The sequence below is a fragment of the Polaromonas sp. P4_F4 genome (genome assembly GCF_056401355.1).
Map to the genome: position 1 here is coordinate 17,905 of NZ_JBFUJO010000017.1, position 25,817 is coordinate 43,721.

Genomic DNA, 25,817 nt, shown 5'->3' on the forward strand with positions numbered 1-25,817 from the left:
ATCAGTCCTCCCGACGCATCGGGTTCAGCACGAAGTCGAAGTCCAAGGTGTAAAACGGGGTAGCAAGCACCTGGCCATCGGGGGTGGGCCCCGCCGGGTGACGGAGCCAATCCGCCACCAGCGACGAACGCACGCCAAACACGGCATCCGAGTCCAGGTACGGGTCCCCGTCGCGGAACACATGGGTCACCAATGTTTCATAGCCTGGCGCGCTGATTCGAAAGTGCAGATGCGCAGGCCGCCATGGGTGACGGCCCAACGCTGCCAACATCTGTCCGACCGGACCGTCGTGCGGGATCGGATAGGGCGTCGCAACGATGCTGCGGAAGTGGTAGCCACCATCTCGTGCGGATCGCAGCGTGGCGCGTGCGCGATGTTCGTCCATCGGCTCGTACTGCACGTCATACAGGCCGTTGGCGTCCGCCTGCCAGACCTCGATCACGGCACCCGCGATCGGCTCGCCTGCCAATCCACGAATACAACCGCGCACAAAACAAGGCTCCCCCTCGGCACCGTTCGCCACATCGCCGCCGAGTGGTCTTTCCGGGGCGCCTTCGACATGAAACGGGCCGAACACGGTGGCCTCGGTGCAACCGAGGGGCTTGCGATGGTTTTGGGCGGCTACTAAGGTCGACAAGCCCAGCGTGTCGGACAGCAGGATGAACTCTTGCCGCGTCGGGCTGCAGGTATGGCCTACGGCCGTGAGGAACTCGATACCCGCCACCCATTCGGCCTCAGTGAGGTGGACCTCCCGCGCGAACCCATGCAGATGTTGGACAAGACTGGTGATGACCGTCGTCAGGCGCTCATTCGTGAGGTTCGCGTGGCGTGCGATTACCGCCTGGGTAATCGTTGTCTCGTCGAGGTTTCGCATAGTCCTTGGTCTCCTGATGCCTCCGCTGTAAACAATCTCTTCGGGAGGATGGGATGAATGTTATTGATGACTTAAATGGAAATAAATGCCAAAATTGAAAATAATATTTTCATCCAATGAAAGAATTCCCATGAATCAGTGGACCGAGTACGAGTTTTTTGTGCGGGTGGTAGAACTAGGTAGCCTGAGCAAAGCAGCGGAAGTAATGGGCTTATCCAATCCTTCGGCAAGCCGCCAACTCGCCGCGCTGGAGCGCCGCCTCGGGGCTCGGCTGATCGAACGCAGTACGCGCCGTTTGTTCGTTACTGACGTCGGTCAGGACTTTTACGGCCGCTGCAAGGCCGCCCTGGACGACATGCGAGAAGCTGTCGAGGCAGTCAACGCGACGACGTCTAACCCGATTGGCGTACTGCGCGTGACCGCATCTTTGTCGTTGTCGCTGCAGCACATCGCACCGCTGCTACCAGGATTCGCACAGCGCTACCCCAACGTTCGCGTGGAGTTGGTCGCTGCCAATCGCTACTACGACATCATCGACAACAACATCGACGTGGCAATTCGGACGCGCGAATACGAACCGGATTCGAGTCTTGTGATCCGGGGTCTGGCGAATACGCGACGTCTGCTCGCCGCCTCGCCGGCCTATCTCAATCGCCAGGGCACGCCCAACGACCCCCAGGCATTGGCTGAGCACCAGTTGCTGCTGTACACCTACCATAAACCCGACGAACTGACGTTCCGGCGCGGCGACGAGGCCGTCACGATTCCGACCAAGGCAATGCTGGAAGCCAATGACGGCCAGATCCTGCGTGTCGCGGCCCTGCAGGGGCTGGGTATCCTGGCGCAACCGATGTACGTGATCTACGACGACCTTGTCGCTGGTCGCCTAGTTCCGCTATTGACCGACTGGGAACTGCCTCGGCTATCGATCAACATCGTTTACCAGCACCGCAGCCACGTGCCAGCGAAGACGCGCGCCTTCATCGACTTCCTGGTCGAAGATTTCCAGCGACAGGACTACCAAAAGCGCTGGGATTCGATGGTGTCAGGTCAGGCCGATCGAACCGACTCTTCTTCAGCGCGGCAGTAGTTACTCCGTCTTTGGCGGCATCCACCAGCAACAGCAGCACTACAGATTCGATACCCCTGCCCCGAGTAACGCAACCGTTACGCCACACTCGGCCCGCGCTGCCGCCCGAACGTCCAGGACGCACCACCGCCGCGTATGACTGTGGTCAAGGTCTTCCCCAAACGGTGTTCAATCGCCGGCTTCCATGGCACCAAGCTGAAGCAGATGCCATCGTCGAGCATCGCGAAGCGCCCGCTGACAAGCTGTACGCTACGACGATATACCCCGTTCGCACGTTCACCGTCGGCCAGAGGCCGATGTGTCATGCCGGTTGCCCTTCTTCACGAGGAGCGCGTCGACACTGGTCAGTTCAGGATTGCTGAAGCTTACGATCTTGCAGCGTTCCTCAGTAATCACGACGCTTGAGTCGACAATGTCGAAGCGATTCRCGATGAGTCCCGGAATGAGGGAACCAAAGTCTCCCGTCACGAAGTTGACCTTCACACCGAGTGGCTCGAATACGGCGCGAACGATGTCGACATTGAAGCCTTCCACCCCGCCGTCCGCCGTCTTGTAGCCCCACGGCTTTCCGTTGTGAATTCCCGCCGTCATCGTCCTCTCACTCAGGATCCTGTCCTTCGCGGTGGCGGCGTGCACCGCCGCTTGCGGCCAAAGGGCAGCCAGCACACAGAGTGCCGCTAGAGTGAGAGCTGAGCGAAGAGACCTGACCATGATTATTCCTTTGCCTGCGGGCGGATTTGATGGCGCATGCATGTATATGCATGCTTGTTGAGAGATTTGCTTCTGAGCCCGCTCAGCCAGCCTTGACGGTTTCCCAGAGGAACGGTTCGACGACCTTTTGATTCAGGTTGATCCCTAGTCCGGGCAGGTCGGGGATATCAATCTTCCCGCCCTTGATGCGCGCCTCGGGCGGGTTGTCGGTGAGTTCGACGTAACCGGGCATGGTCTGCCAGTACGGATAGACCTCTTGAATGGCGAAGTTCGAGATGCAGGCGCCGATCTGTAGTGCCGCTGCAGTGGCCACGGGACTGCCACACACGTGCGGCTGAACGCGCATGTTGTAGGCCTCAGCCATTGCCGCGATCTTCTTCGTTTCCATGAGGCCCCCGGTCAAGCAGATGTCCGGCTGAACGATGTCGACGGCATGTGCCCCTGAGGGTCAGGCCGGACGAGGCTCTGTCGCCGGCTGGCCTCTTGCGACAGCGCCGCCTCAGGTGCTTCCTCCAGCCGCGAGGCACCGATTCGCAGATAGGCTTCCGTCCTTCGGCTCCGTAGCCAGGCTGCTTGTGCGAAGCCGGCCACCGCCACCACAACGAGGCAGAGCGGAAGCGAGTTGATGAACGCGTCCGAGACACCGGTAAGCAGGCTGTAGTTGGTCACCGCGAGATAGGTACACGCGCTGATTGCGATGCCGCCGAGGATCGGCGCCACGGTCTTGCCGAAACTGAACTCGCGCCGCCGCGCGAAAAACAGGGGAATGCCCAGGCTGGTCAGCGCAAGCAGCGACATGAGCCCCACCGACCCCAGGCCGGCAAACAGGGTCGAGAGGTTCTCGAGAGGATCGAGACCTGTCAGTCCTGCGACGACCAAGACCGAGATGCAGATTGCCGAAAGCAGGACCGCGGCGACATGCGGCGAGTGAAAGGTGGGATGCGTCTTGGCCAGACGTCGTGCCAGAAAGCCATCGCGCGCCAAGGCGTAAACATAACGGGTGGCGCAGTTGAAAAGGCCGAGGGTCGCCGCGAGCTTTATCCATGAGGTTTCAGGCTCAGCAGGTTGCCATCTTTCATGCGGGTGATCCATCGTTTGTCGCTGCCGACAGGCAGCGTGTACTGCTTTTGCAGTGCTTCCACGTCGACCACATTGGTTTCGCGTGCCCAGGTCAGGAACAGGCGAACGGCTTTGATGCTGGTACAGGACTGCAACAGCTCGCCCAGAACCTCTTTGCGCAGGTTGCGAAGACCATCGAACAGGTTACGCGCCTCCTCCAGCCCCTGATGCGTACCGACTTCGTAAAGCAGTTCAAGGACGGCTCGCTCGGGGACTGAGACGCGCAAGCCATCAGTCACGCCCGGCGGCGTAGTCAAACTTTTGCTGGCAAGCGTGCCATCCGGCAAGTTGAACAGCCTGGCCGATACGTAACGCGATGGGAATCGGGAAGTGAACCACACCGGCAGCACAAAGCGCACGTCACCCCACAGCACCACCGCCTCGCGCGTCGCGAGGTTGTGGCGCACGCCCTGAAGCGTCAGTGCGCTCCTGCCTGCCACATGCAGGCCAACGACACGGGTTTGCAGGAGCTTGATCGCGCCATGCGCGCTCAGGGTGTCACCGGCAAACGCATAAACGCCCTGGCCCAACCGGTCCAGCCAGCCGCTTTCAGCGTAGTGGGCCGCGAGTTGGGCAGACACACCGATACGCTCCAGAGTGGCCAGATCGAACGGCATCCCGCGCGGCAGACTGGTCTGGAGCTTCTTGATTAGAGCGTGTCGTGGAGTTCTATCCATGTACTAAAAATAGCACGCATTCTAATCAAACTCAAGAATGAGATTGAATTAATCATATTTTTTAGTGTCTTGTACTACTTTCAAGACATTATCCAATCAAAAATCATCACATTGACTCTCAACAAAGACGGGCTAACCAGTGTCCGTAATGTCCACTGCTCTTATGCGAAGTTCGATCCAAAGATTGGACAACCAGACCCCGATGGCTAAGACCCCGTCAGCCGCCCTCCTCCAAGCGTGAACGCGGTAGCTTAGTTTTCAGCGCCGCCCGCATATTTCACGCTACCCCCTGTACGGTCTGATTTGCCTGCGCGCAGCTGGCGCAGCAGCCCAGAGTCTTGGGCGTTTCCCGTCCAAACTCCGCGACTTTTTTCAATGAATCCCGCCACCCCCTGCTTATTGTCATACGCATCCAGTGGACAATAAATTGATTTTGAGCAAAAATTGCAATAAATAATCATTTTTTTACAGCCGCAATTCACTACACCTCACCAAACGTCACCGGTAATCATTTTTGAGCAAACCGGAGTCGGTACCTCAATGACATCCTTCGACAACACACTCCCCTCCGATCCGATAGGGGCCGCTTGGCTGGCCAGGGAGTTCGATATCCTGCCCATGGGCCGATTCCCTGTCCTGAGTCAGGTTGGCAGCCGACGTGCGAGCCAGGTCGAAGATGGATTCCGAGTTGAAACGTATCCGGAGGTTATGCGTCCCGGGGCGGACCCTGCGTCGCACCTGCAGTTTCACCTGCGTCATGAGGTGATGCACCTGGAGTTCCTCGCCCGCGTTTTCCCGAAGACTGGGCCGGCTCCAGTACAGGGTTGGATCATCGCAGAGCCTACCGGGCAGTACGCTCGACGCGCCGCTTTTCTCTACGAGTGGCTCACAGGGGAGCAACTGCAGGTCCCCGAGCGACTGGGGGGCAACTACGTTGACGCGATCGACGGCGACGTGATGTTGGCCGCCTCCCCAGAGAAGATCGTCAAGGTTAGCCGGTGGCGGATCAACGACAACCTGCCGGGCTCTAGGTTTTTTTGCCCAACTGTCGCGAAAACGGATGCATTGAACGCGGCCGCGGCGCTCGATGTCCGGGCGCTGTTCGAGGAGCTCACGAATGAGTTTGGCGAGGAACTGCTGCTGCGTGCGGCCGCATGGATGACCCTGCGCGAGAGCAGGGCCAGCTTCACCATCGAGGGTGAGGCTGACCGCGGAACCAGGATCCAGCGCTTCGCGGATGTCATGGCCCGCCGCACTGGCCAGGGGGAATTGCCCCTGACAGATGGCGCCCTGGCTGAGCTGCAGCGTGAAATCCTTGGACCGGTGACCACACTTACTCGCCTCGGCATTCGGCAATCACCTGTCTTCGTCGGAGAGACAGTCCGGTACCAAGAAGTGGTGCACTATGTCGCTCCGCCGGATTCAGACCTGCGAGACATGCTGGAAGGCCTGCGCGTCTTCCTAGACCGCACCCAAGGGCAGTCCTCTGTCCTGCGCAGCGCTGTGGCGGCCTTTGCCTTCGTCTACATCCACCCGATGGCCGATGGCAATGGGCGTGTGCATCGATTTCTGATCAATGACATCCTGCGCCGGGATGGCGTCATTCCGGAGCCTGTGATCTTGCCTGTGTCAGCCGTCATCACCGCCGACGCCGGCGAACGCCGCTCCTATGACCAGGTACTCGACCAGGTGTCCCAGCCCTTGATGCAGTCCATCCGTGACCAAGTGGAATTTGCCAGGGTCCACACACCATACCCCGATGGAGTTGTCTCGAATTTCGTTTTCAATGCCCCGGAAATGGCCCGGCCGATCTGGCGCTATCCCGATATGAGCCCGCACATCGTCTATATGTCCAAGGTGATCGCGCGCACCATCTCTGAGCAGATGCGTGAGGAATCTAAATACCTGAGTGGCCACCATCGTGCGCGGGAAGCGATCAAGGAGGTCGTCGAGATGCCAGATCACCAGGCTGACCGGCTCCTGCGTTCCATGGAGCAGAACGAGGGCCGGTTGAGCAACGCGCTGGCCAAGGAAATGCCGGTGCTGACGCAACCTGGCATCTGGGAGGCTATCGCCGATGCGGTGAATCAGGCGTTCAAGGGCGATGAGCCGCTGGATAACAGTGTGACCAGCCGGTACAGGCCGAAGTAGATGCGCACGAAACCGGTGCCATAGGTCAAAGCGGCACAGGGTCCAAAGATGAGCCGCCGCTGGTCGGTTGGTGCTTGATTGGCTAAGCACTCACTTCGAACGCCAGTTTTCTGGCAAGGCTACCAAAGAGTGATTTCTAAGCAGCAGTGGATTGCCTGCGCGCAGTTGGCGCAGCAGCCCAGAGTCCTGGGCGTTCTGGTCTCCATGCATCACTTCGCTGGCCCACCGGGCAAGCATTTCCTGTGACATCGACTCGCGGCCGATAACATTGCGTCGAAAGGCAGGTCGAATCAAGCTCTGTCCCTGCTTGAAGCGGTAGAGCAAGCACAGCCAGTGCCCGCGCACGGAGCCATAACGCGTACGAACCACCTTCAGTGTTTGGGACTGGGCCACGTAATACATGTTCAGAACCATGGCGCGACGAGTTGCATCCTCGCTGGCGGTGGCCATCCCATCTGCTGCACGCAGCAGTTCGCGATGAGCGTAGCTGACGGCCGCATTCCGCCTGATATGGGACCCTTCCAGAATGTCCGCCGCCTGAATCAAGTCGTCAGGGGTGACCGCACAGGTTCCACTCCAGCCGGTGCTGATGTCGAAGGCGTAGATTTTGGCCGATAGATGCGCAAGGGCTGCACCGCCCTCGCCCCAACTTTCGGGCATGCTCACCGACCATCCCGGATTGCTGCCCACCAGCAAGTTTGCCCAGAACTGATCTTCGTTTTTTTGCATGCAGTCCCTGGGATTACAGGTTGGTCTCGGGGCCGTTGATTTGACCGGAAATACCGGCGCYATGGTGCATGACCAGATCAGCGTCGTACTGGATGCTGGCTGCAGGCCAGCATCACCGCGGACACCATGGCTGCTTTGAAGAGGGAGGCGGTCGTGTCATATGGGGTTCTTGCCGGAATCGATGAAATGGGTAATGGGTTGAAACCAGCTTCACACGGATTGCGGGTTTGTCAATGGAAGGGTCTGATGGAATTCGTTGCGGTAGGCCCGTAGCTTCGTTCAGGCCGATAAGACTGCGCATATGACGCAAGTGCATGACGGCTGTCTTCTTTCGACCCTCTTGGGTTGAAAGCTCGACGAACTTTCGAACCGGTGCCACGATCAGGGCGCTTTTGATAACTTCAACGTGTCCGCAGGCACCCGCCCGGCCACTACTTTTCGAATTTTGATGCCATGGCCAGCGCCAACGAAAAAGGCCCAGCCATCCAAAAGATGAACTGGGCCTTGAGGTTTGATAAAGATTGCTGCGCTGAGTTTGCTCAGTGGTAATCGCTTTCATGTTGATGCCTGATAGCACCGATGATGACTCGTTGAGAGTCAAGGATTTCGAACAACGCAACATAGCCGGAGCCGCCGAACGAAATTATGAGTTCACGCACGAATACGCTTTCCCCAACCTTTCGGCAACTGAACGGACTGTGAGCCAATAGCAGGCATGCCTGCTGAATCGTCTCTATTGCGCGAGCTGGAATATCCAGATCCCCAGTTGGGCTGTTCAACTCACGCGCTAATACGTGATCGAACAATCTCTCTAGGTCTTCAACGGCCTCACGGCTGAAGATAACCTGATATGTCATGCTCGCTTGGATTTCCTGGCTGCAGCCAACTTCATCTCCAGTTTGGCAATAACGGCCTCTGCAGGCACGCCATCATCAGAGGAGACGGTGCTGTGAATCGCAGCCATGCCACGACGCATGAATTCTGAATGAACTCGACGCCGGGTCACCTCATTGCGAACTGCAGTTTCCACCAATGATGCCAAGCTTTCTCCTCCTGCAAGGGATTGCTCAATATCTTTGCGAAACGAAGGATCAATTCGCACGGGGGGGATAGTTGCGGTTTTCATGCCAGCAGTGTATCGCTTATGTGATGCATTGGCAATACTTTGCATTTTCCTATCTCCTTAGCCGCGATACAGGTGTTTGATACGCCGATTGCGTTGCTAGGCGAAGGTCGGCCGAAGCAGATTGAGGGGCAGGCGACGTTCTCAAACACCGAACCATGAGTTCAAAGGTGTCGTCGGGCGAGCCGGCTTCAAAGTGCTCGCTGAGGTCAATGGCGCGGTCGTACATGCCCATGAGGCGCTGCTTGAGCATGAAGCGGGCATCCCCATCCAGGGGCTGGCGGCTGGCGGTCTGGACGATGAGACGGAATTTCTCGCTGGCATCGACCTCCAGGCCCATGGCAAAGCGTCCCCCCATCCAGACGGCGACAACGCCGGCTTCTTTCATGGCGGTCTGGAATCCAGGGTTCTCCTCGGTGCGCTCCACCCAGTCACGGATGCGCTGTTTGCGGCCCTTCTCCATCATGGGCAGGGAGCCGGTGTAAGCCTGGGTGATGTCGGGGCGGAAGTGGCCGAGTTCGCGGCTGATCTGTTCCCGGGCGGCCAGATCGGCGCTGCGCACCTCGTCGGTGACGTGCAGAGGGGCGTTCCTGGTCACTGGCGCACCCATGCCTGCCAGGCGCGCATACCGGCGGGCGGCGTACTGGTGGCGCAGGCCGTGGGCGGTGACGCCGAGCTGGTCGCGGGTGATGCCAACCTTGCGGCACTGGTAGTAGAAGTGGTCTTTGCTCTGGTCGAGGCGCTTGCCCTGGATGGACAGGGTTCCCTTGCGATTTTGCTGGGCGTAGAGTTTGGCCCGTTCAAGTACATCTCGTTGCCACTCGCGCATGACAGGGTCGTCGTCAAAGTCAACGACGCGTGGCAAGCCGCCTTTGGTGCCATGAAGTACACGCAGGTAGGTGCCGCAGTCTGACGCCTGGGGGTTGAGCTGGATCGACTCCTTCATGCGCAGGCCGAATGCCGCCTGTACCTCCAGTTGGATGGCGGTGATGGCGCTTTCCTTGCGCAGCTCGGCCAGTACCTTGTGCAGGTCTACCTGGTTTTCATCCCAGGCCTTGCTTTTAGTGGGGATGTTCTGGCGGGTAACGGCTGTAGTGACGCCCTGTTGGTTGAGCCAGGTCTTCAAGTCCTGGCCCTTGGGAATGGCGCTGTCTTTGCCGATGAAGGTGAGGAAGCGGCGCAGGATGCTGATCTTGTTCTGGATGGTGGAGGCGGCTTGGCCCTTGCTGCCCCAATGTTTGATGAGTTTAACGGCGTGGCTTTTGCCGATTTCACTAATATTCTGGACGCCTGCGCGAAGCTCGGACAGTTCATCGAGCATGCGAATCAGTTCGTCGGAGTAAACGGTGCGAGTGCGCTCAGAGACGGGGCGGGAACGGCCGATATTGCCATGCCAGCGCCGATCTCCACAATCACAACGCGCGCTTGACTGTCAGAAATCGCCTCCAGCCATTGCATCTCACGCCTGCGCTGCAATTCGGCTCGCCGCTCCACCCAGTTCCAGTCGCTAAACATCAGAATATTCGGTCGGGCCAGACCCGCGCAATGCGGACAACGTGGTGGGGCGTTCAGGAGACGGCACGCATCGGCATCTACTTCCGGGGTGAACTCTGCGGCACTCCACACCCCCGATTCGCAATCCATGCATTGCAGGTGATGGATCGAACCGTGGCATTCATGAATCTGCTCCTCAGAAAATTCTGCCTTCTGAAATTGCCCGTCCACGTTACTGGTAAATATCCAGGTGCCCAGGGGCATGCGCTCACCCCATTGCCGCAATATCCCAAAACCGGCATGGGGAACGGTCTTACGGTACAGGTCGAGGCGATGCCCGTAGAAGCCCCAAGCCAGACTGGCATCCTGAAGAAAAGTGCGTGGACTGGCCACCTCAGTGAAATTGAGATTCGCCTTGGCCAGCGCCGGATAGGCCTGCCAGAACCCCTGATTGCCACGAAAGTCTGGCAGGCCAGAGTCAACCCCCATGCCAGCACCTGCGCCAATCACCAGAGCATCAGCTTCGGCAATGAGTTCAGCAGCCTTTCGATATTGGGCCATGCTATTCATTTGTACTGCGCTGAGGTGGGGATCTTCACTGCAACCCTGCCGCGCTTAACCAGCAGGAACTTACCGCTTCTTGCTTTCGGGCAGCTGCCCATCTTGCGGCATGATGAAGGAGTCTTCCCACTGCACCGCGAAATTGTCACCCGCGTCCTCTTGCACGCTTTCCTCCACGTGGTCTGCACTGGCGCTGAGGGGGTCGAAATTGGTGAAGCGTATCTTGCGGTTGCGCTCAAGCTTGGCGCGCAGGCTGGCGCGGGCAGCCGCCACGGCCTCCATGTCGATTTCAGAGGACATTTCTGGCTTGGCGCCGCTGGCCGGACGCAGGGTGTCGGGCACCGTGGGCAAGGCCCCGTTGTCGAAGTCCATGTCCGCGAACGACTGCGACATCGGTGGCCGGCTGTTCAGGGCGAGGTCTTCATCCGAAGGATCGATTTCACCCAGGAAGGCAGCGCGCACCTCTTCCAGCGAGGGGAGTTTTCCCGCCCGGACGACGGCATACGCGATACGGCACTCTTCAAACAGCTTTTGCTTGAGGTCACGGTTACTGGCACTCAACCCGCGGGGTCCGGGGACATCCAGGCAGCCGATGACGGTGCCGTCGGAGGCGCACACGGTGAACGTGCAATAAACACTGTTAAGCAATTCATGGGAACGCAAGCCCTCGGAGACATTGCGGGGCGACGTGAAACGGATGGCGGAAACCTTGACCAGCACGTGCTGGTCAAAAAAAGCACGTTTCAGCCAGTGCCAAACATCCTGTTCCTGCTCCGTCAGAAGGGGTCTGGGCCGAAGCTGCCAGCGTACGGGAATGCGTCTTTTACTCTTCGCAGCGCGTGCCGCCCAGCGGCGATGGCACAGCGCGCCCAAAGCCATTCCGGACACCGCCGCGGCAGCCAGTGTCAATGCAAGAGAATTCAACATGCGCGCCCTATTTTTTTAGAGTTTAAACACAGCACCCAGAAAGTTACAACTATGAAGGCGCCGATTGTTGCGGCAATGTCTGAAATATGAGCAATAGCGCCCCGCGCGGCGCGAGTCCCCGCAAACTCCAACCAATTCGGAGTCATTGGGCCTAAGCGTCCGTGGACTCGGTCGTCCGGCTGGCCAGCACCTTGTCAATGCGCTTGCCGTCCAGGTCAAGGACCTCAAACCGCCAGCCTGCGCAATCGACTTGCTCGCCCGTCTTCAGCAGGCGGCCTGAGACGCTTTGCAGCAGGCCTGCCGCGGTGTTGTAGCGCCCCCTGTCCTCTTCCGGGAGCTCCCTGATATCGAGCCGGACCTTGAGTTCGGACACCGGCATGACGCCATCAATCAGCCAGCTGCCGTCTTCGCGCTGAGTCGCCCAGGCATCGATCTCGGCACCAGGCTGCAATTCACCGGTGATGGCCTCCAGCATGTCCATGGGCGTCATCAGCCCCTGCACCACGCCGTATTCGTCGACCACAAACACCATGCGGGTAGACCGGGCACGAAACTGCTCAATCAGTTCCATGCCCGTGAGGGTTTCGGGAACGAACACGGCCGGCACGGCATAGGCGCCAATGCGGTCGGCCACCGAGGGGGTTGCATTCTCGCCCGGCTCGGGGGGAGAGGACAAAATCCTGCCGCGCAGGCCCAGCAGCTTGGCCACATTGACCACGCCGATCACGTCGTCGAGGCTGCCCCGACACACCGGGTACCAGGAATGGCCGGTGGCCCCGGCTTTGTCAATGGCCTCGGCCACCGTGTCGGAGGCATCCAGCCATTCGATGTCGGAGCGCGGCAGCATCAGGGAGGTGAGCAAGCGGTCGTCGAGCAAAAACACGTTTTGCACCATCTGGTGCTCGTGTTCCTCGATCAGGCCGGCGTCAACACCCTCTTCCAGGCTGGCGGCGATTTCTTCCTCGGTTACGCCGCGCTCGCCCGCGTTGTCAACGCGCAGCAGCTTGAGCACCGCGTGGGTGCTGAAGGACAACAGCCTGACAAATGGCTTGGCGCCCGTAGCCACCCACATCATGGGCCGCGACACCAGGCGCGACACCGTCTCGGGGTAGAGCTGCCCGATGCGTTTGGGCACCAGTTCGCCAAACACAATGGTGATGAAGGTGATCACGGTCACAACCAGAGCCGTGGCGGAAATATCGGCGGCGCGCGGCGCGGCCCCGAAACTCTGTATCCAGACGGACAAGCCGTCGCTGAAAGCCGCCTCGCCAATAATGCCGTTGAGCATGCCGATGGAGGTGATGCCCACCTGAACCGACGACAGGAATTGTGTGGGGTTTTCCAGCAGGCCCAGCGCCGCGTGCGCCCCCTTGTCCCCTGATTCGGACATGGCGATCAGCCGGGCCTTGCGACTGGATGCCAGGGCCAGCTCGGACATGGCAAACACGCCGTTGAGCAAGGTTAAAAAAACGATCAGCAGGAAATCCATGAATCCGGAGGGAGAATAAACACATGTCACTTTACTGTATTGGCGACCTGCAGGGTTGCAATGCGCCATTTCAGCGGCTGCTGGAGAAGATTGACTTCTCCCCAAGCCGCGACACGCTGTACCTGCTGGGCGACCTGGTCAACCGCGGCCCGCACTCGCTGGCCGTGCTGCGCCACCTGAGCCGCCTGGGCGATGCCGCCCAGTCCCTGCTGGGCAACCACGATTTGCATTTGCTGGCCTTGTGGCAGGGCATGGGCAAGCTGCACCGCAGCGATACCGCACAAGACATCCTGCAGGCCAGCGACCGCGGCGCCCTGCTGGAGTGGCTGCGCCACCGCAACATGGCCATCCATGCGCACGGCTGGCTGATGGTGCATGCCGGTGTGCTGCCCCAGTGGAGCACCGCCAAAACCATGGCACTGGCCGCCGAGGTGGAGCAGGCCTTGCGCGGGCCCGATCTGAAGGGATTCTTGAGCGACATGTATGGCAACACCCCTAACCAGTGGCACGAGAGCCTGCAGGGCGCGGACCGGCTTCGGGTCGTGGTCAATGCGCTGACGCGCTTGCGCTTTTGCACTCCGCAAGGGGTGATGGAGTTTGCCACCAAGGAAGGCGCAGAGGCGGCGCTGCACGGCTACCTGCCATGGTTTGATGTGCCGGGCCGTCAAACCGCAGACACGCCGGTCATGTTTGGCCACTGGTCAGCGCTAAAGGCACAAGACGCCCAGAAATCGGGCAGCCTGCTGCTGCCGCTGGACACGGGTTGTGTCTGGGGCGGGAGCCTGACCGCCGCCAGGCTTGGGGCAACGCCAGCGGCGTATGAACTGATCTCGGTGGCCTGCGCAGATTGAACACCTTCCCACCGTCCCGCTCGCGAACCTCGTCAACCCAGGCCCGCGCGACGCTGGCCGCCAGGCTGGGAGCCCTTGCCTCTTACCCTTCCTCTTACCGTTCGCCTTTACCCTGACACCTCAGACCGAACCACCGCGTCGCCCGCAGGCGGCGCCACGTTGCCGGAAGCCTCGTCAGACCAGGCGCGCGCCACGCTCGCAGCGAGCAGAAGCACCGCAGATGAAAAATAAATCCACATCAAGATGACCACCAGGGAGCCTGCGGCGCCGTAGGCAGATACCACGGCTGCGGTAGACAGGTAAAAAGCCATCAGGTGCTTGCCGACCGCAAACAGCAGCGCACCTACCGCCGCCCCCCTCACCAGGTAGCGCATGGCCGGCTTGGGCCCAGCGCTCATTCTCATCAGGGCCACAAACAGCGCCACGGAAAAGCCGAAGGACGCCACTTCATTGATGGCGTAGGCGAATTTCTCGACAGGCCAATACTCGCCCGCCCAGCCCGACAGAAGGTTTAATAAAGTGGAAACCACGAGCGAAACCAGCAACAGGAAGCCGATGGCCAGGATGTAAGCCACACCACGCAGGCGCAAGGAGGCGGTGTACCACCACTTCTGCTGGGGCGCCTTGCCGCTGCCCTGTCGCCACAAACGTTCGAACGCGTCCTGCAACTCGGCAAACACGCCGGTGGCGCCGGAAAGCAGCAGGCCAAACGCCACCAGCGAGGCGGTAATTCCCTGCGAGGGCTCCCGCGCGCTGGAAAGCGCCTGCTGGACCACCTGCGCGCCCTGGGCACCCACCACACTGCGGATCTGGTCGACCAGGCTGATTTCAATAAAGCTCTGATCCACCCACCAGCCCAGCACCGCCACCAGCAAGACCAGCAAGGGCGCCAGACTGAGAATGCCGTAGAAGGACATGGCCGCACTCATGCGCAGGCCATCGGCCTCAATCCACTGATCCACAGCGCGCCAGAGCGGTCTGTAGATATGCTGGAGCCTGTGCTGGAGCGATGAAAGGCCAACCGCCGGCAGGCCCGAAAGGCGCCGGTGAGCGGACTGGTTATCGGTATCGGTGTCGGCGGTTTTTGCCGTCATTCAGACAGCATGAGGATACGGCGGCAGAACCCGCGCCGGACGGCCCCGCGAAGAATCGTAGGTGCGCGCCGACGGTCCGGCCGGACGGGAAAGATCTCAGTCGCTGGTCTTGAACAGCGCAGCGACTTTTTTCTTGGGCTTGATGTTGGCCGAGACGCTGCTGCGCGCAGGGCCGGCCTTGGCGGTGGCTTCCCAGGCTGGTTGGGCGTCCGCTATAACGGTCGCCTCGTAGGGCTGGTCAAAAAACGGATCGCGCGGCGCCGCCGGCTGGCGATGCGGCATGTATTCGCGACGCTCCCTGCGCTCCGGCCGGTCACGCGGTTCCCGCGAAACAAACGCTTCACGCCCCGCGCCCTCTTCACCGTCGCTGCCCTGGCGGTACATGCGGCGGCCGTCGTTGATGCGGCCCTGCTCGCTGATGCGCGGGCGGTCTTCATCAAACTCGATCGGCTCCAGCTCGATCTTGGTCTTGATCAGCTTTTCAATATCGGCGACCAGGCGCTGGTCGCTGCTGGCGACAAAACTCACGGCCAGGCCTGAAGCCCCGGCACGGCCGGTGCGGCCAATGCGGTGCACATAGTCTTCGGCATTGAATGGCACGTCGAAGTTGAACACCGCCGGCACATCCTTGATGTCCAGGCCGCGCGCAGCGACGTCGGTACACACCAGCAGGTCCACCTCGCCTTTTTTGAATGCATCCAGCGCCTTCAGGCGCTCGTCCTGGCTTTTGTCGCCGTGCAGCGCGGTGGTTTTAAGGCCTTCGCGTTCCAGTGAACGGGCCAGGCGTGCGCAGCCGAGCTTGCTGTTGACGAACACAAAGGCCTGCTTCATGCCGCGCTCTTTGAGGATCTGGTGCAGTGCACGACGCTTGTCGTCAGCGCCCACACTGTAGAAGTGCTGCTCGACTGTCGAGGCGGTGGCGTTGGAGCGCGCCACCTCGATCGTCACCGGATCCTGCAGGTAGCTGGAGGCCAGGCGCTTGATTTCAGGCGAGAAGGTCGCCGAGAACAGCAGCGTGATGCGCTGCTTGGGCAGGTAGCTCAGAATGCGCTGCAGATCCGGCAGAAAGCCGATGTCGAGCATGCGGTCGGCCTCGTCGAGCACCACGTATTCAACCTGGTTGAGTACGGTATTTTTGGCTTCGATGTGGTCGAGCAGACGGCCTGGCGTGGCCACCAGCACTTCAACGCCTTTTTTGAGCTCCAGCGTTTGCGGCTTCATGTCCATGCCGCCAAACACCACCGCACTGCGCAGGTTGGTGTGCTTGGCGTAGAGCTTGACCTGTTCGGCTACCTGGACGGCCAGCTCGCGTGTGGGCAGCAGCACCAGCGCGCGCACCGGGTGGCGCGCCGGCGAGGTCGAGGCGTTCTCGTGCTTGAGCATGCGCTGCAGCAGCGGCAGCGAAAAGGCAGCGGTTTTACCGGTACCGGTCTGTGCGGCGCCCATCACGTCTTTGCCCTGCAGGACGACCGGAATGGCCTGCTCCTGAATGGGCGTCATGGTTTCGTAGCCCATTTCGGCTACGGCGCGGGCCAGCGGTTCTGCCAGCGAAAGATTGGAAAAGGAAGATGTCATTTAACCCACTATTGTCGCACTTTGGGCGAAATCCCCCTTTTTTGCCCGCCAACCGGGGTATTGCCGCCCGGATGCAGCGACGCGGGCAGCAAGCCAAAAGCCCCGTCAGCTATTGATTTAATAGCTACACACCCAGGAAAACCACGACCCGCAGCCATATTTCTTATAAATTCCGGGCGCTGAAAGTGTCGCAGGCCTTGATGCTGCCGGTTTTCAGGCCGGCGTCGAACCAGCGCTGACGCTGGGCGCTGGTGCCGTGGGTGAAGCTCTCGGGCACGACCGCACCGCCGCTGGAGCGCTGCAGCGCGTCGTCGCCAATTTTGGCGGCCGCATTCATGGCCTCCTCGACATCGCCCTGCTCCAGGATCTGGCGCGCGCTCTGCGCGTTGTGGGCCCACAGGCCGGCAAAGCAGTCGGCCTGCAATTCCAGCCGCACGCTCAGGGCGTTGTACTCCGCCCGGCTGACCCGGCCGCGCATCTGCTCCATCTTGCTGGTGATGCCCAGCAGATTCTGCACATGGTGGCCGACCTCATGCGCAATCACGTAGGCCTGCGCAAAATCGCCCGGTGCGCCCAGGCGGTTTCTCAGGGTTTCGTAAAAGCCGAGGTCGATATACACCTTCCGGTCGGTCGGGCAGTAAAACGGCCCCATGGCGGCCTGACCCTGGCCGCAGGCGGTTGGCGTGGCGCCCCTGAACAGCACCAACCGCGGCTCCTGATAACTTGCGCCACCTTTGGCAAACACGTCTTTCCAGACGTCCTCGGTGTCGGCCAGCACGGTGGAGACAAACTTCGCCATTCGGTCATCGGCAGGCGGCCGCTGGGCCGGTCTTTGTTGCGGTACCTGCTGCACCTGCGCCGGCGGCGAACCGCCGCTCAGGAGGCTCAATATGGTCAGCGGATTGATGCCGAAAATCCAGCCGCCGACCAGCGCCACCACAATGGTGCCAATGCCGATGCTGCGGCCGCCCAGCAATCCGCCGCCGCCAAAACCACTGCCCCCGCCACCCTCGTCGCGCCTGTCCTCAACGTTGTCGGATTCCCGATTGCCTTCCCATTTCATGATTGCCCCAGTTGCATAGAGAGAGAGAGAGAGAGAGATAGAGAGAGGTGGTGAGGCCGAATAGCTCGCATGGTCCGGACAGCCCGGACGCCTCACGAACGCCTCAAAATTGCTTCAACGCATGAGCCAACTTTACTAGAGAGCCATGCGCTGCGTGGAACAAAATTGAACCCCGATGTATCCACTCTTTATGGCATTTTTTGCACATTTTCACCCTGCGCGGTCAATTCGCCTTGGCATGGCGCTGCTCCTGGTGACCTTGGTGGCCCTGCTGGCCGGCTGCGCCAGCCCGATCACGGCCAGGGTCACCAGCTTTAACCAGTGGCCCGCCGATGCGGCGGGCAGCACGTTCAGCTTTATCAGCCCGGTCGACAGCACCCGCGAACTGGAGCAGGCCACCTATGAAAGCCATGTTCAGGCTGCGCTTGAAAGGCAGGGCCTGCGGCGGGCACCGCCCGGGCAGGTGGGGCGCATCCAGGCCGAGGTGCGGGTAGTCAGCCACAGCGATCAAAAAACCTGGCTGCAACCGGTCTACCACGACCACCCTGTTTTTTTGCCCCCGTACCGTGATGCGGCCGGACGTGTGTTTCCGGGGGCCTGGGTGCCCGATCCGTTCGGGCCGCGCTATGTGGGTGACCGCCAGGTGAGCCGCATCGTGTGGCTCGGCAACTTGCGCCTGCGCCTGCTGGACTCACGGGGAAGCCCACCGGGCAAACCGCACACGGTGTTCGAGTCGCGAGCCAGTTATGAAGGTGACAGCGACGATTTGCCGGCACTGATGCCCTACCTGGTGCGGGCGGTATTTGACGATTTTCCCGGCCAGAACGGGCGGACACGCAACGTGAGCTTTGACAGCGAAACCGGTGCGTTGATCAAAAAGTAATCCTCCTGAGGCTGGAAAGGCTGCGCCGGGCTGCCAGCGGCTCCGCGCTCCAGCGCGCGCCAGCCAAAAGACTTCAGGGTTTCAGGGGATCAAGGCTTGAGGCCATCAATGTCATTCAAAACGCAGGCGCAACCCCTCGAGGTCCTCTGCCACCGGGTCTGGCGATTGAATGTCCGTGTGCCATAGTTGCCCGGCCTGTACCGGCCAGGCATCGGTCAAACTGCCCGTGGTGACCAGATCACCGGCCAGCAGTGGTGGCGCGCCCGGGGTGGTGCGCAGCGCCTCCACAAAATGCAATAAAGCCTGCAACGGCCCATCCAGCACGTTGGCGCCCACGCCTTCTTCCTTCAGCGCCCCATCCACGTAAAGCCTCAGCCGCAAGCCGGCGAGCGCCTGAACCAGCGCGTCCGGCGCAATACCTGCGGTCAATTTCACGGGGTAGCCCACCAGCAGGTGGGCATGGAGGCCGGCATCCGCCACCGCCTGCGCGGCAGTGAACTTCCAGCCCGGGAAATGGGTGTGCACAATCTCAAAGCCGTGGGCTATCCAGTCAATGGCGTCCACCAGCTGCGCCAGCGTGCATGCGGGCGGTGGCGGGAAGCGCAGGCAAAACACGATCTCGGGTTCGATGCGGGGCTCGCAGAGGCCCTCCAATCGCACCTTGCCGATGTTCGGCGCCCCTGCATCAATCAGCGTCAAGCCACTTTGCCAAACAGTGCCCCAGACGGGCGCATAGACCTCATAGCGCGGCCACATGCTGCGGTTGGTAAAGCCGACTTTGTAGCCTGCGGCGCGCTCTCCGGCGGCACAGCGCGCCTCGCGCACAGCCAGAGCCGCAGCGTAGGCTGTGCCTACATCTGACGGTACCGTCGCAGGCCAGCGCAAAGGCTCCGCGTGAAGCCGGGCACGCGACAGGTCGGACACGAGGCTGGAAAGCGGGGGTGGGGAACTCATGGCCGCATGTTAGCCACAACCAGACCCACCGCGCAACGGGGAGCCATTTCGCAGACCCCAGCGAGACACCCCAGCCATACTTCACAATGGCAACATGGACACGGCCTCCACCCCTCCCCGCGTGCTGCTCACCGGTTTTGATGCGTTCGGGTTTGGCGAAGCCGGGCCGGCAGGCCCTGCGCTCAACCCCAGCTGGCTGGCCGTCCAGGCACTGCACGCCACACGCATCGCGGGCCACGAAGTGATTGCGGCACAGTTGCCGACCCGGTTCGACACATCGGTGACGGAGCTCATGCGCCTGTTGCGTCTTTACCGGCCAGCGCTTGTGATTTGCGTCGGGCAGGCAGGCGGGCGAAACGCCTTGTCGCTGGAAAGGGTCGCCATCAACGTGAACGATGCCCGCATCCCCGACAACGCGGGCATGCAACCCGTCGACACGCCAGTCGTACCGGGAGGCCCGGCGGCCTACTTCAGCACGCTGCCCATCAAGGCCATGCTGCAGGCCCTGCAGGACGCGGGCCTGGCTGCCGAGGTGTCGCAGACAGCGGGCACCTTCGTCTGCAACCACGCGTTTTACGCGCTGATGCATGCGCTGGCCACGCAGCGCGGCTTCAAACGCACGCGCGGGGGCTTTGTCCACGTGCCTTACCTGCCCGAACAAGGCTCGCCCAGCCTGCCACTGGAAGACATGGTGCGCGGGCTGCAAGTGGCGATAGCCACCGCGCTGGCAACGCCGCACGACATCACAAAAAGCGCAGGCGCAGTCAGCTAGGGACTAGCCCGGCGGCGTCGGTCTGCCCCGCTGCTCCGGCGCATCGGCGGCGGGGTCATTGCGCATCAGCCGCCAGGCCAGCCAGATGCCGATGGCCGCATTGCCGATGGCGAAGCCACTCACGAGCAAGGCGCCCCAGGCATTGAGCGGGCGGTTGTGCGCTACCCAGGCCAATGCCGTTGACAGGCCATTGAGCACGAGCATGATCCAGAACAGGGGGTTGCGTGGCTGGAACAGACGGGAGAACTTCATGGGAGTCCATGCTACCCGCTGTTGAGCACGGCTGGTCCGCACCGGCCTGGTCGCTTCGCCCTTCCCCGCTTGCCGCGCTTCAGCGGGCCGTCATCAGCGGGGCGTGAACATCGCGGGCCTGAAGTCCTGCATCTGATGGGCCGCGAGGGCACCGCTCCCATCGTCGAAATTGCTGGCCACCGCCTGGCTGTTCTGCCTGGGCTCGGCGACCTCGGAAGGAAGGTTGGCGGTCTTCGCCTGCTGCAGGCAACTGTGGCGCGCAGCCCCCATGCTGCTTTCCATGCAGTGGGCAGTGGCGATTCGCTCCGAAATCCGCTGGGTCTCGCGTACCTGCGCTTTTTTGACCTGTTCATCCGCCACCATCGCCAGGGCAACCAGCTGGCACAGAATCACGAAGCCACCCGCCACGCCGAGCAGGGTCTTGTACGGGATCTCCTGAATTTTTCGCAAATGATCTGAAAACATCGCTCGCTCCCATTTTTGTCTGACGACTCCATGCTGAGGCGAAGCTTTCAAAAGGCCACCCGGTGCAGCGCCCGTGACACTGTAGGATGGAAACGCGAAGCAGGCTTGCAGTCCCGCGCCTGCGGATCGGCCTTCACGGCGCGAGTTCTGCCACCATTGCACCGACCCGTACCAGCCGGGTCTGGATGGTGGTCGATGCGGGTCTGCAAGGGCGCCTGGCCAGGGCATCAGCTGGCGGCATTACGTCATTGGCATGCAGCCCATCAGATTCGGGTGGGCATTAAAAAACCCGCCGGCACCGGCCGTCTGGAAGCGGCGGCTGGGCGGGTCGAGTCGGTTCGGAATTTGGCGGCGAGAACACCACGCAGCAATCGTCACCGACAAGCCGGCCTATTCGGCTTGTTCGGCTTGTTCAAAAAGTAAAAAAAAGCGAACCGGTTAATTACTGGCCACAGATGGGGGAGTGCCCACACCACGGTTCGGTTTTCCTTCAGCATCTTCCCGGCGGTCGAATGTCAGCAGTTTTCCCATCACCACCTGTATCCATTGCGGGTAGGTGTATGCGGTGCCCTTGTTATGGTCAATGATCGCACCGATACCGCCACCAAAGAGAATGTTGCCAGCCATGCCCGCATTCGCACGCGAAATCGCGACACCGCGGCCATCGGTTTCACCGGGTTTGACACAGGTGACCTGCAAATCCTTGGAGGAACGGCGCACGTTGACGGTGGCAGGCGTTTTGACGCTTTGCTTGCCATAGTCGTTTTCCAGGGTGCACTCTGCATCCTTGATCTCGACGCCGGCCGCACTGAAGGTTTCAAAGCGAACCGGCGCGGAGGTGTCGTTGGTGATGGATGCGCAACCGGTCATGGCGACGCAAGCGACAAGGACGGAATACAAACGAACAGACATGTCTTACCTTTTTTGAATGAGGCTCAAAATGTAACTTCATGTTTCAGCCTTTCATCGCACGGTGAACATGTTTTTATTACCCTTGCACGCGTCGAAAGTTCAAGCTAAGGGTGAGCGTCATCCTGCCTGGTGGATTGAAACGACGGCTGAATCGGCATTCGCGCCATGCCGGCGCAAGCGGCTTTGTTTGCGGCAACCGCTGGTACAGGTGAAGCACCCTTTGTTGCTCTTTGCCTCTCTGCCTCTATGCTCCTATGCCGCCCTGCCTCTATAGCGCTTCCAGCGGCTTCAACTGCTGCAGCAACGTTGGAATCAATTCGCTGACAGTGGGATGGATGTGCATCGCACGGGTGATGGCCGTGTAAGGCTGGTCGGCGGCCATGATGTCGACCAGTGCGTGAACCACTTCGTCGCCGTTGAGCCCGAGGATGGCGGCGCCCAGCAGGCGCTTCGTGTCTGCGTCGACGAGGGCCTTGATGAACCCCTGCGTCTCGCCGGCTTCGCGGGCGCGGCCTACGCGCTGCATGGGCATGCGCGCCAGCAGCGCCGCCCGCCCGCTGGCGCGCACTTCGCGCTCTGTCAGGCCCACGCGGCCGAGCGCGGGGTCGATGAAGAGCGCATAGCACGGGATCCGGTCGCTCACGCGGCGCGGGTCGCCATCAAACAGGTTGGCGGCGACGATCTCGTAATCGTTCCAGGACGTGTGGGTAAACGCGCCCCGGCCATTGCAGTCACCCATGGCCCACACCCCTTCGGCACTGGTGCGAAGCTGATCGTCAACGATGATGTAGCCGCGTTCATCGAGCTGGATACCCGCGGCGTCCAGCCCCATGCCGTCTGTATTGGGGCGCCTGCCGACGGCCAGCAGCACATGGCTGGCAATGAGGGCGGGCGACTCCGTTGCGCACACGGTGCCGACCAAAATTCCGCGCCCTTCCCGCGCCAGCGACAGGCACTCCGCCTCCAGCTGGAACCCGATGCCCTCTGCCTCCAGGATGGCACGAATGCCATCCGACACATCCTCGTCCTCGCGGGACAGCAACTTGGCCGAACGCTCCACCACGGTGACCCGGGCCCCAAAACGCCGCATCATTTGCGCAAATTCGAGGCCGATATAGCTGCCGCCGACAATGACCAGATGTTCCGGCACTTCGGTCAGCTCCATGATTGACGCGTTGTCCAGATACGGGACGTCATGGACACCCGCCAGCTCCGGAACGGAAGGCCGGCCGCCCACATTGAGGAATATCCGCGGGGCCGCCAGCGTGCGCTCGCCGACCTTGACAGTGCGCGGCCCCACAAATGCTGCATCGCCCTGAATCACCTCGGCATTTTTCAGGCCCTGCATCCACTGGTAGACACCGTTGCGCGACTTCAGGACGATCTCGTCTTTTCGTGACTTGACGCGCGGCATGTTGACCTGGATATCGCCGGCGGAAAATCCGAACTCGGCGCCACGCCTGGCCATGTGGATCGCCCGCGCACTGGCTACCAGTGTTTTGGTGGGTATGCAGCCGTCATTGACGCAGGTGCCGCCGAAATGGGCGCGCTCGATCACCGCCGTGCGCAAGCCTTCCTTGGCGCAACGCTCTGCCAAAGCAGGCCCCGCCTGCCCGGCGCCTATGACGATGGCATCGAAAGATTCGACTTGCATGAGCTTCTCCGGTTTCCGTGGATGGGCACGGACACAAGCACAAGGGAGGCGCCCGGATGCAATGCCCCGGGAGTGCCCTATGGCAGGTTCATGACCACCCAACCAACAGTATCCGCCTCTGTGAATCCTCTGTGAATGATAGTGAGCCTTCTTCGTGCTGACTACAGCTTGACTACGGCTTGACTACAGTTGGCAATCACTGTCAGGACCGACCGAACCCGGCAATTGACCATAACGCCCAGACCCACAGATACTCGGGGGCAGGAGTGCAGCCTGACGCTGCCTGCCTGTCACATGCCTTTATTTGCCACAACGGTATTCCTGTCGGCCTTCCTGCTGTTCCAGATCCAGCCCATCGTGGGCAAGATGATCCTGCCCTGGTTTGGCGGATCATCATCGGTCTGGAGCACCTGCATCGTCTTTTTCCAGGCTGAGCTGCTGCTGGGTTACGCGTATGTGCACTGGCTGCACGAGAAGCTGCCCGGGCGGCGGCAGGCGCTGGTGCATGCGGGCTTGCTGCTGCTGAGTCTGGTCACGTTGCCCGTGGTGGCCGATCCGGCCTGGAAGGGCACGGCGCTGGCCCATCCGGGCCTGAGCGTGCTGGCGGTGCTGGCCACGGCAGTGGGGGCGCCGTACCTGTTGCTGTCAACCACCGGGCCGCTGATGCAGGCCTGGTACGCCCGCTCGCATTCGGCGTCGCTCACCACGGCACGGCCGTACCGGCTGTATGCGCTGTCGAACCTGGCCTCGATGCTGGGCCTGCTGTCCTACCCGGTGCTGATCGAACCGCTGTTGCCCGTCGGGGCACAGCTCCAGTCGTGGTCGGCTGCCTATGCCATGTTTGTCGTGGCCTGCGTGGCCACCGCGGCGCTGGCATGGCACCGCATGGCGCCGCCAGCCATCGCCCACCCGGCCCCGCTGGCAACGACGCCGCCGCCGGGGTGGCGGGAATGCCTGCTGTGGGTCGGCCTGTCGGCCACGCCTTCCATCCTGCTGCTGGCCATGACGCGCCACCTGACGCAGGATGTGGCGCCGGTGCCCTTCCTGTGGGTGCTGCCGCTGAGCATCTACTTGCTGAGCTTCATCCTGTGCTTCGATGCACCGCGCTACTACGTGCGGCCGGTGTTTCTGGCCGCGCTGCCGCTGGCATTGCTGGCGATGGACCGCGTGCTCGACAACGGCATGGACGTTCCGCTCCTGGTCGGGCTGCTTTGCGCCTGCCTGTTCATCTTCTGCATGGTCTGCCATGGTGAGCTGGTCAGGCGCAAGCCGCCGGTGCGGCACCTGACGCTGTTCTACCTGATGCTTTCGGTGGGCGGGGCGCTGGGTGGCCTGCTGGTCGGCCTGGTGGCACCCGCGATTTTCACCGCCTACTTCGAGTTGCCGCTGGGCCTGTTCCTGTGCGCAGCCCTGGTGGTGACGGTGCTCTGGCGCGAACTGCGTCCCGTCTGGCGCGGGCTGCTGCTGGTGGCGCTGCTGGGCTATGGCTGGCGGCTCGGCGACATTTCGCAGGAGTACGTTCAGGGCTACCGGCGGGTGGTGCGCAACTTCTACAGCCAGCTGCGCGTGCAGGACAACACCGATGCCGCGCTCGGGCCGCAGCGCACCATGCTGCATGGCCGCATCAACCACGGAGAGCAATACACCGCGCTGGCGCACCGGCGCCAGCCGACGGCCTACTACTGCGAGAAGTCAGGCATTGGCCGGGCCATCCGCGCCCTGCCGCAGGCGCAGCCGCTCAAGCTCGGGGTGGTCGGACTCGGCGCCGGCACGCTGTCGGTTTATGGGCGTGCGGGCGACGAGATGCGCATCTACGAAATCAACGAGCAGGTGCTCGACCTCGCCCGCAGCGAGTTCAGCTACCTGGCCGACACCCCCGCACGCATCGTGCCGGTGCTCGGCGACGGGCGACTGATGCTGGAGCGTGAATCACCGCAGCAGTTCGACCTGCTGGCCATGGATGCTTTTTCAGGCGACTCGATCCCGACGCACCTGCTGACCCTCGAAGCAATCCAGACCTACCTGGGCCATTTGAAGCCCGAGGGGCTGCTGGCCATCCACATCACCAACCATTACCTGGACCTGCGGCCGGTGATGGCGGCCGCAGCGCAGCACTTCGGCAAAGCCGCGCTGCTCTATGAGCTGGAGCCGGCGGACAACGATGCCTATTGCCGCCATTCGATCTGGGTGCTGTTCATGCCCCCGGAAAGCGCGGCCAGCCTGCCGGCCGGACTGCAGGGTGGTGAACGGCTGGTATCCCGTCCCGGTTTCGCCCCCTGGACCGACAGCTTTTCAAACCTGCTCGGGATTCTGAAATAAGCCAAAGCCCTGCCTGCGGCCTCGGCCAGAAGCAGCGGCCACGACGAAGCTCCCTGGAAAACACATGGCCATACACGC

26 protein-coding genes and 1 pseudogene are annotated in these 25,817 nt (G+C 61.4%); 6 read left to right on the forward strand and 21 right to left on the reverse strand.

Annotated features, from left to right (window positions below):
* Window position 1: 1 nt before the first annotated feature.
* Window positions 2-874, reverse strand: coding sequence for an intradiol ring-cleavage dioxygenase (locus AC1DUR_RS17360; protein ID WP_477721787.1), 873 nt, complete (start codon window positions 872-874; stop codon window positions 2-4).
* A gap of 130 nt (window positions 875-1,004) precedes the next feature.
* Here AC1DUR_RS17360 and AC1DUR_RS17365 point away from each other — a divergent pair, with 130 nt between their 5' ends.
* On the forward strand, window positions 1,005-1,964 hold the full coding sequence (locus tag AC1DUR_RS17365) for a LysR family transcriptional regulator (RefSeq protein ID WP_477721788.1): 960 nt from the start codon (window positions 1,005-1,007) through the stop codon (window positions 1,962-1,964).
* A 77-nt stretch (window positions 1,965-2,041) separates the two neighbouring features.
* On the opposite strand, the pseudogene AC1DUR_RS17370 reads toward AC1DUR_RS17365, so the two are convergent.
* The 5 genes and pseudogenes from AC1DUR_RS17370 to AC1DUR_RS17390 form a co-directional block, all read right to left on the reverse strand.
* Window positions 2,042-2,275 (reverse strand): annotated as a pseudogene (locus tag AC1DUR_RS17370) (DUF3363 domain-containing protein); the annotation flags it as partial.
* Entirely contained in the window at window positions 2,241-2,717 is a 477-nt protein-coding gene (locus tag AC1DUR_RS17375; protein ID WP_477721789.1) for a transporter substrate-binding domain-containing protein, read from the reverse strand. The gene AC1DUR_RS17375 and the pseudogene AC1DUR_RS17370, both read right to left, overlap by 35 nt.
* A gap of 40 nt (window positions 2,718-2,757) precedes the next feature.
* Window positions 2,758-3,063 carry an enolase C-terminal domain-like protein gene (locus tag AC1DUR_RS17380; RefSeq protein WP_477721790.1) on the reverse strand — a complete coding sequence of 102 codons (306 nt, stop codon included), beginning with the start codon at window positions 3,061-3,063 and terminating at the stop codon, window positions 2,758-2,760.
* An 11-nt stretch (window positions 3,064-3,074) separates the two neighbouring features.
* A complete protein-coding gene (locus AC1DUR_RS17385; RefSeq protein ID WP_477721791.1) occupies window positions 3,075-3,767 on the reverse strand; it encodes a hypothetical protein in 693 nt (230 codons plus the stop codon).
* Complete coding sequence (locus AC1DUR_RS17390) at window positions 3,713-4,471, reverse strand: type IV toxin-antitoxin system AbiEi family antitoxin domain-containing protein (RefSeq protein WP_477721792.1); 759 nt, start codon at window positions 4,469-4,471, stop codon at window positions 3,713-3,715. The genes AC1DUR_RS17385 and AC1DUR_RS17390 overlap by 55 nt, the downstream gene beginning before the upstream one ends.
* A gap of 540 nt (window positions 4,472-5,011) precedes the next feature.
* Between AC1DUR_RS17390 and AC1DUR_RS17395 the strand changes: the two genes are divergently transcribed.
* Entirely contained in the window at window positions 5,012-6,622 is a 1,611-nt protein-coding gene (locus AC1DUR_RS17395; protein ID WP_477721793.1) for a Fic family protein, read from the forward strand.
* A 90-nt stretch (window positions 6,623-6,712) separates the two neighbouring features.
* On the opposite strand, the gene AC1DUR_RS17400 is transcribed toward AC1DUR_RS17395, so the two are convergent.
* The 7 genes from AC1DUR_RS17400 to AC1DUR_RS17430 form a co-directional block, all read right to left on the reverse strand.
* Window positions 6,713-7,351, reverse strand: a complete 639-nt coding sequence (locus AC1DUR_RS17400; protein WP_477721794.1) for a hypothetical protein — start codon at window positions 7,349-7,351, stop codon at window positions 6,713-6,715.
* A 539-nt stretch (window positions 7,352-7,890) separates the two neighbouring features.
* Entirely contained in the window at window positions 7,891-8,208 is a 318-nt protein-coding gene (locus AC1DUR_RS17405) for a type II toxin-antitoxin system RelE/ParE family toxin (RefSeq protein WP_041388545.1), read from the reverse strand.
* The gene (locus AC1DUR_RS17410) at window positions 8,205-8,522 is read right to left on the reverse strand and encodes a YlcI/YnfO family protein (RefSeq protein WP_477721795.1); all 318 of its coding nucleotides are present in this window, start codon (window positions 8,520-8,522) and stop codon (window positions 8,205-8,207) included. Before AC1DUR_RS17410 ends, AC1DUR_RS17405 begins: the two co-directional genes overlap by 4 nt.
* Before the next feature lie 4 nt (window positions 8,523-8,526).
* On the reverse strand, window positions 8,527-9,795 hold the full coding sequence (locus AC1DUR_RS17415; protein ID WP_477721796.1) for an integrase domain-containing protein: 1,269 nt from the start codon (window positions 9,793-9,795) through the stop codon (window positions 8,527-8,529).
* Between the two features lie 5 nt (window positions 9,796-9,800).
* Window positions 9,801-10,538 carry an SIR2 family NAD-dependent protein deacylase gene (locus tag AC1DUR_RS17420; RefSeq protein WP_477721797.1) on the reverse strand — a complete coding sequence of 246 codons (738 nt, stop codon included), beginning with the start codon at window positions 10,536-10,538 and terminating at the stop codon, window positions 9,801-9,803.
* Window positions 10,539-10,598: 60 nt separating this feature from the next.
* Window positions 10,599-11,456 carry a DUF2726 domain-containing protein gene (locus AC1DUR_RS17425; RefSeq protein WP_477717915.1) on the reverse strand — a complete coding sequence of 286 codons (858 nt, stop codon included), beginning with the start codon at window positions 11,454-11,456 and terminating at the stop codon, window positions 10,599-10,601.
* A 151-nt stretch (window positions 11,457-11,607) separates the two neighbouring features.
* Entirely contained in the window at window positions 11,608-12,945 is a 1,338-nt protein-coding gene (locus AC1DUR_RS17430; protein WP_477717916.1) for a hemolysin family protein, read from the reverse strand.
* Between the two features lie 23 nt (window positions 12,946-12,968).
* Here AC1DUR_RS17430 and AC1DUR_RS17435 point away from each other — a divergent pair, with 23 nt between their 5' ends.
* Entirely contained in the window at window positions 12,969-13,796 is an 828-nt protein-coding gene (locus AC1DUR_RS17435; RefSeq protein ID WP_477717917.1) for a symmetrical bis(5'-nucleosyl)-tetraphosphatase, read from the forward strand.
* Between the two features lie 107 nt (window positions 13,797-13,903).
* On the opposite strand, the gene AC1DUR_RS17440 is transcribed toward AC1DUR_RS17435, so the two are convergent.
* From AC1DUR_RS17440 to ypfJ, 3 genes are all read right to left on the reverse strand, one after another.
* Window positions 13,904-14,890, reverse strand: coding sequence for a YihY/virulence factor BrkB family protein (locus AC1DUR_RS17440; protein WP_477717918.1), 987 nt, complete (start codon window positions 14,888-14,890; stop codon window positions 13,904-13,906).
* Window positions 14,891-14,986: 96 nt separating this feature from the next.
* Window positions 14,987-16,465, reverse strand: coding sequence for a DEAD/DEAH box helicase (locus AC1DUR_RS17445; RefSeq protein ID WP_477717919.1), 1,479 nt, complete (start codon window positions 16,463-16,465; stop codon window positions 14,987-14,989).
* Window positions 16,466-16,628: 163 nt separating this feature from the next.
* Window positions 16,629-17,528: a KPN_02809 family neutral zinc metallopeptidase gene (ypfJ, locus tag AC1DUR_RS17450; RefSeq protein WP_477717920.1), complete on the reverse strand. Its 900-nt coding sequence runs from the start codon at window positions 17,526-17,528 to the stop codon at window positions 16,629-16,631.
* A 238-nt stretch (window positions 17,529-17,766) separates the two neighbouring features.
* Here ypfJ and AC1DUR_RS17455 point away from each other — a divergent pair, with 238 nt between their 5' ends.
* A complete protein-coding gene (locus AC1DUR_RS17455; RefSeq protein WP_477717921.1) occupies window positions 17,767-18,411 on the forward strand; it encodes a DUF4136 domain-containing protein in 645 nt (214 codons plus the stop codon).
* A 111-nt stretch (window positions 18,412-18,522) separates the two neighbouring features.
* Here AC1DUR_RS17455 and AC1DUR_RS17460 read toward each other — a convergent pair whose 3' ends face one another.
* Window positions 18,523-19,365 (reverse strand): 2-keto-4-pentenoate hydratase, encoded by an 843-nt coding sequence (locus AC1DUR_RS17460; RefSeq protein WP_477717922.1) that lies wholly within the window; start codon window positions 19,363-19,365, stop codon window positions 18,523-18,525.
* Between the two features lie 94 nt (window positions 19,366-19,459).
* Here AC1DUR_RS17460 and pcp point away from each other — a divergent pair, with 94 nt between their 5' ends.
* On the forward strand, window positions 19,460-20,137 hold the full coding sequence (gene pcp / locus AC1DUR_RS17465; RefSeq protein WP_477717923.1) for a pyroglutamyl-peptidase I: 678 nt from the start codon (window positions 19,460-19,462) through the stop codon (window positions 20,135-20,137).
* A 3-nt stretch (window positions 20,138-20,140) separates the two neighbouring features.
* On the opposite strand, the gene AC1DUR_RS17470 is transcribed toward pcp, so the two are convergent.
* The 4 genes from AC1DUR_RS17470 to AC1DUR_RS17485 form a co-directional block, all read right to left on the reverse strand.
* The gene (locus AC1DUR_RS17470; protein ID WP_477717924.1) at window positions 20,141-20,389 is read right to left on the reverse strand and encodes a hypothetical protein; all 249 of its coding nucleotides are present in this window, start codon (window positions 20,387-20,389) and stop codon (window positions 20,141-20,143) included.
* A 93-nt stretch (window positions 20,390-20,482) separates the two neighbouring features.
* Window positions 20,483-20,854, reverse strand: a complete 372-nt coding sequence (locus AC1DUR_RS17475; RefSeq protein ID WP_477717925.1) for a hypothetical protein — start codon at window positions 20,852-20,854, stop codon at window positions 20,483-20,485.
* A 438-nt stretch (window positions 20,855-21,292) separates the two neighbouring features.
* On the reverse strand, window positions 21,293-21,766 hold the full coding sequence (locus tag AC1DUR_RS17480; protein ID WP_477717926.1) for a hypothetical protein: 474 nt from the start codon (window positions 21,764-21,766) through the stop codon (window positions 21,293-21,295).
* A gap of 268 nt (window positions 21,767-22,034) precedes the next feature.
* Window positions 22,035-23,420, reverse strand: a complete 1,386-nt coding sequence (locus AC1DUR_RS17485) for an FAD-containing oxidoreductase (protein ID WP_477717927.1) — start codon at window positions 23,418-23,420, stop codon at window positions 22,035-22,037.
* 294 nt (window positions 23,421-23,714) lie between these two features.
* Between AC1DUR_RS17485 and AC1DUR_RS17490 the strand changes: the two genes are divergently transcribed.
* Entirely contained in the window at window positions 23,715-25,739 is a 2,025-nt protein-coding gene (locus AC1DUR_RS17490; protein ID WP_477717928.1) for a spermidine synthase, read from the forward strand.
* Window positions 25,740-25,817 lie beyond the last annotated feature (78 nt).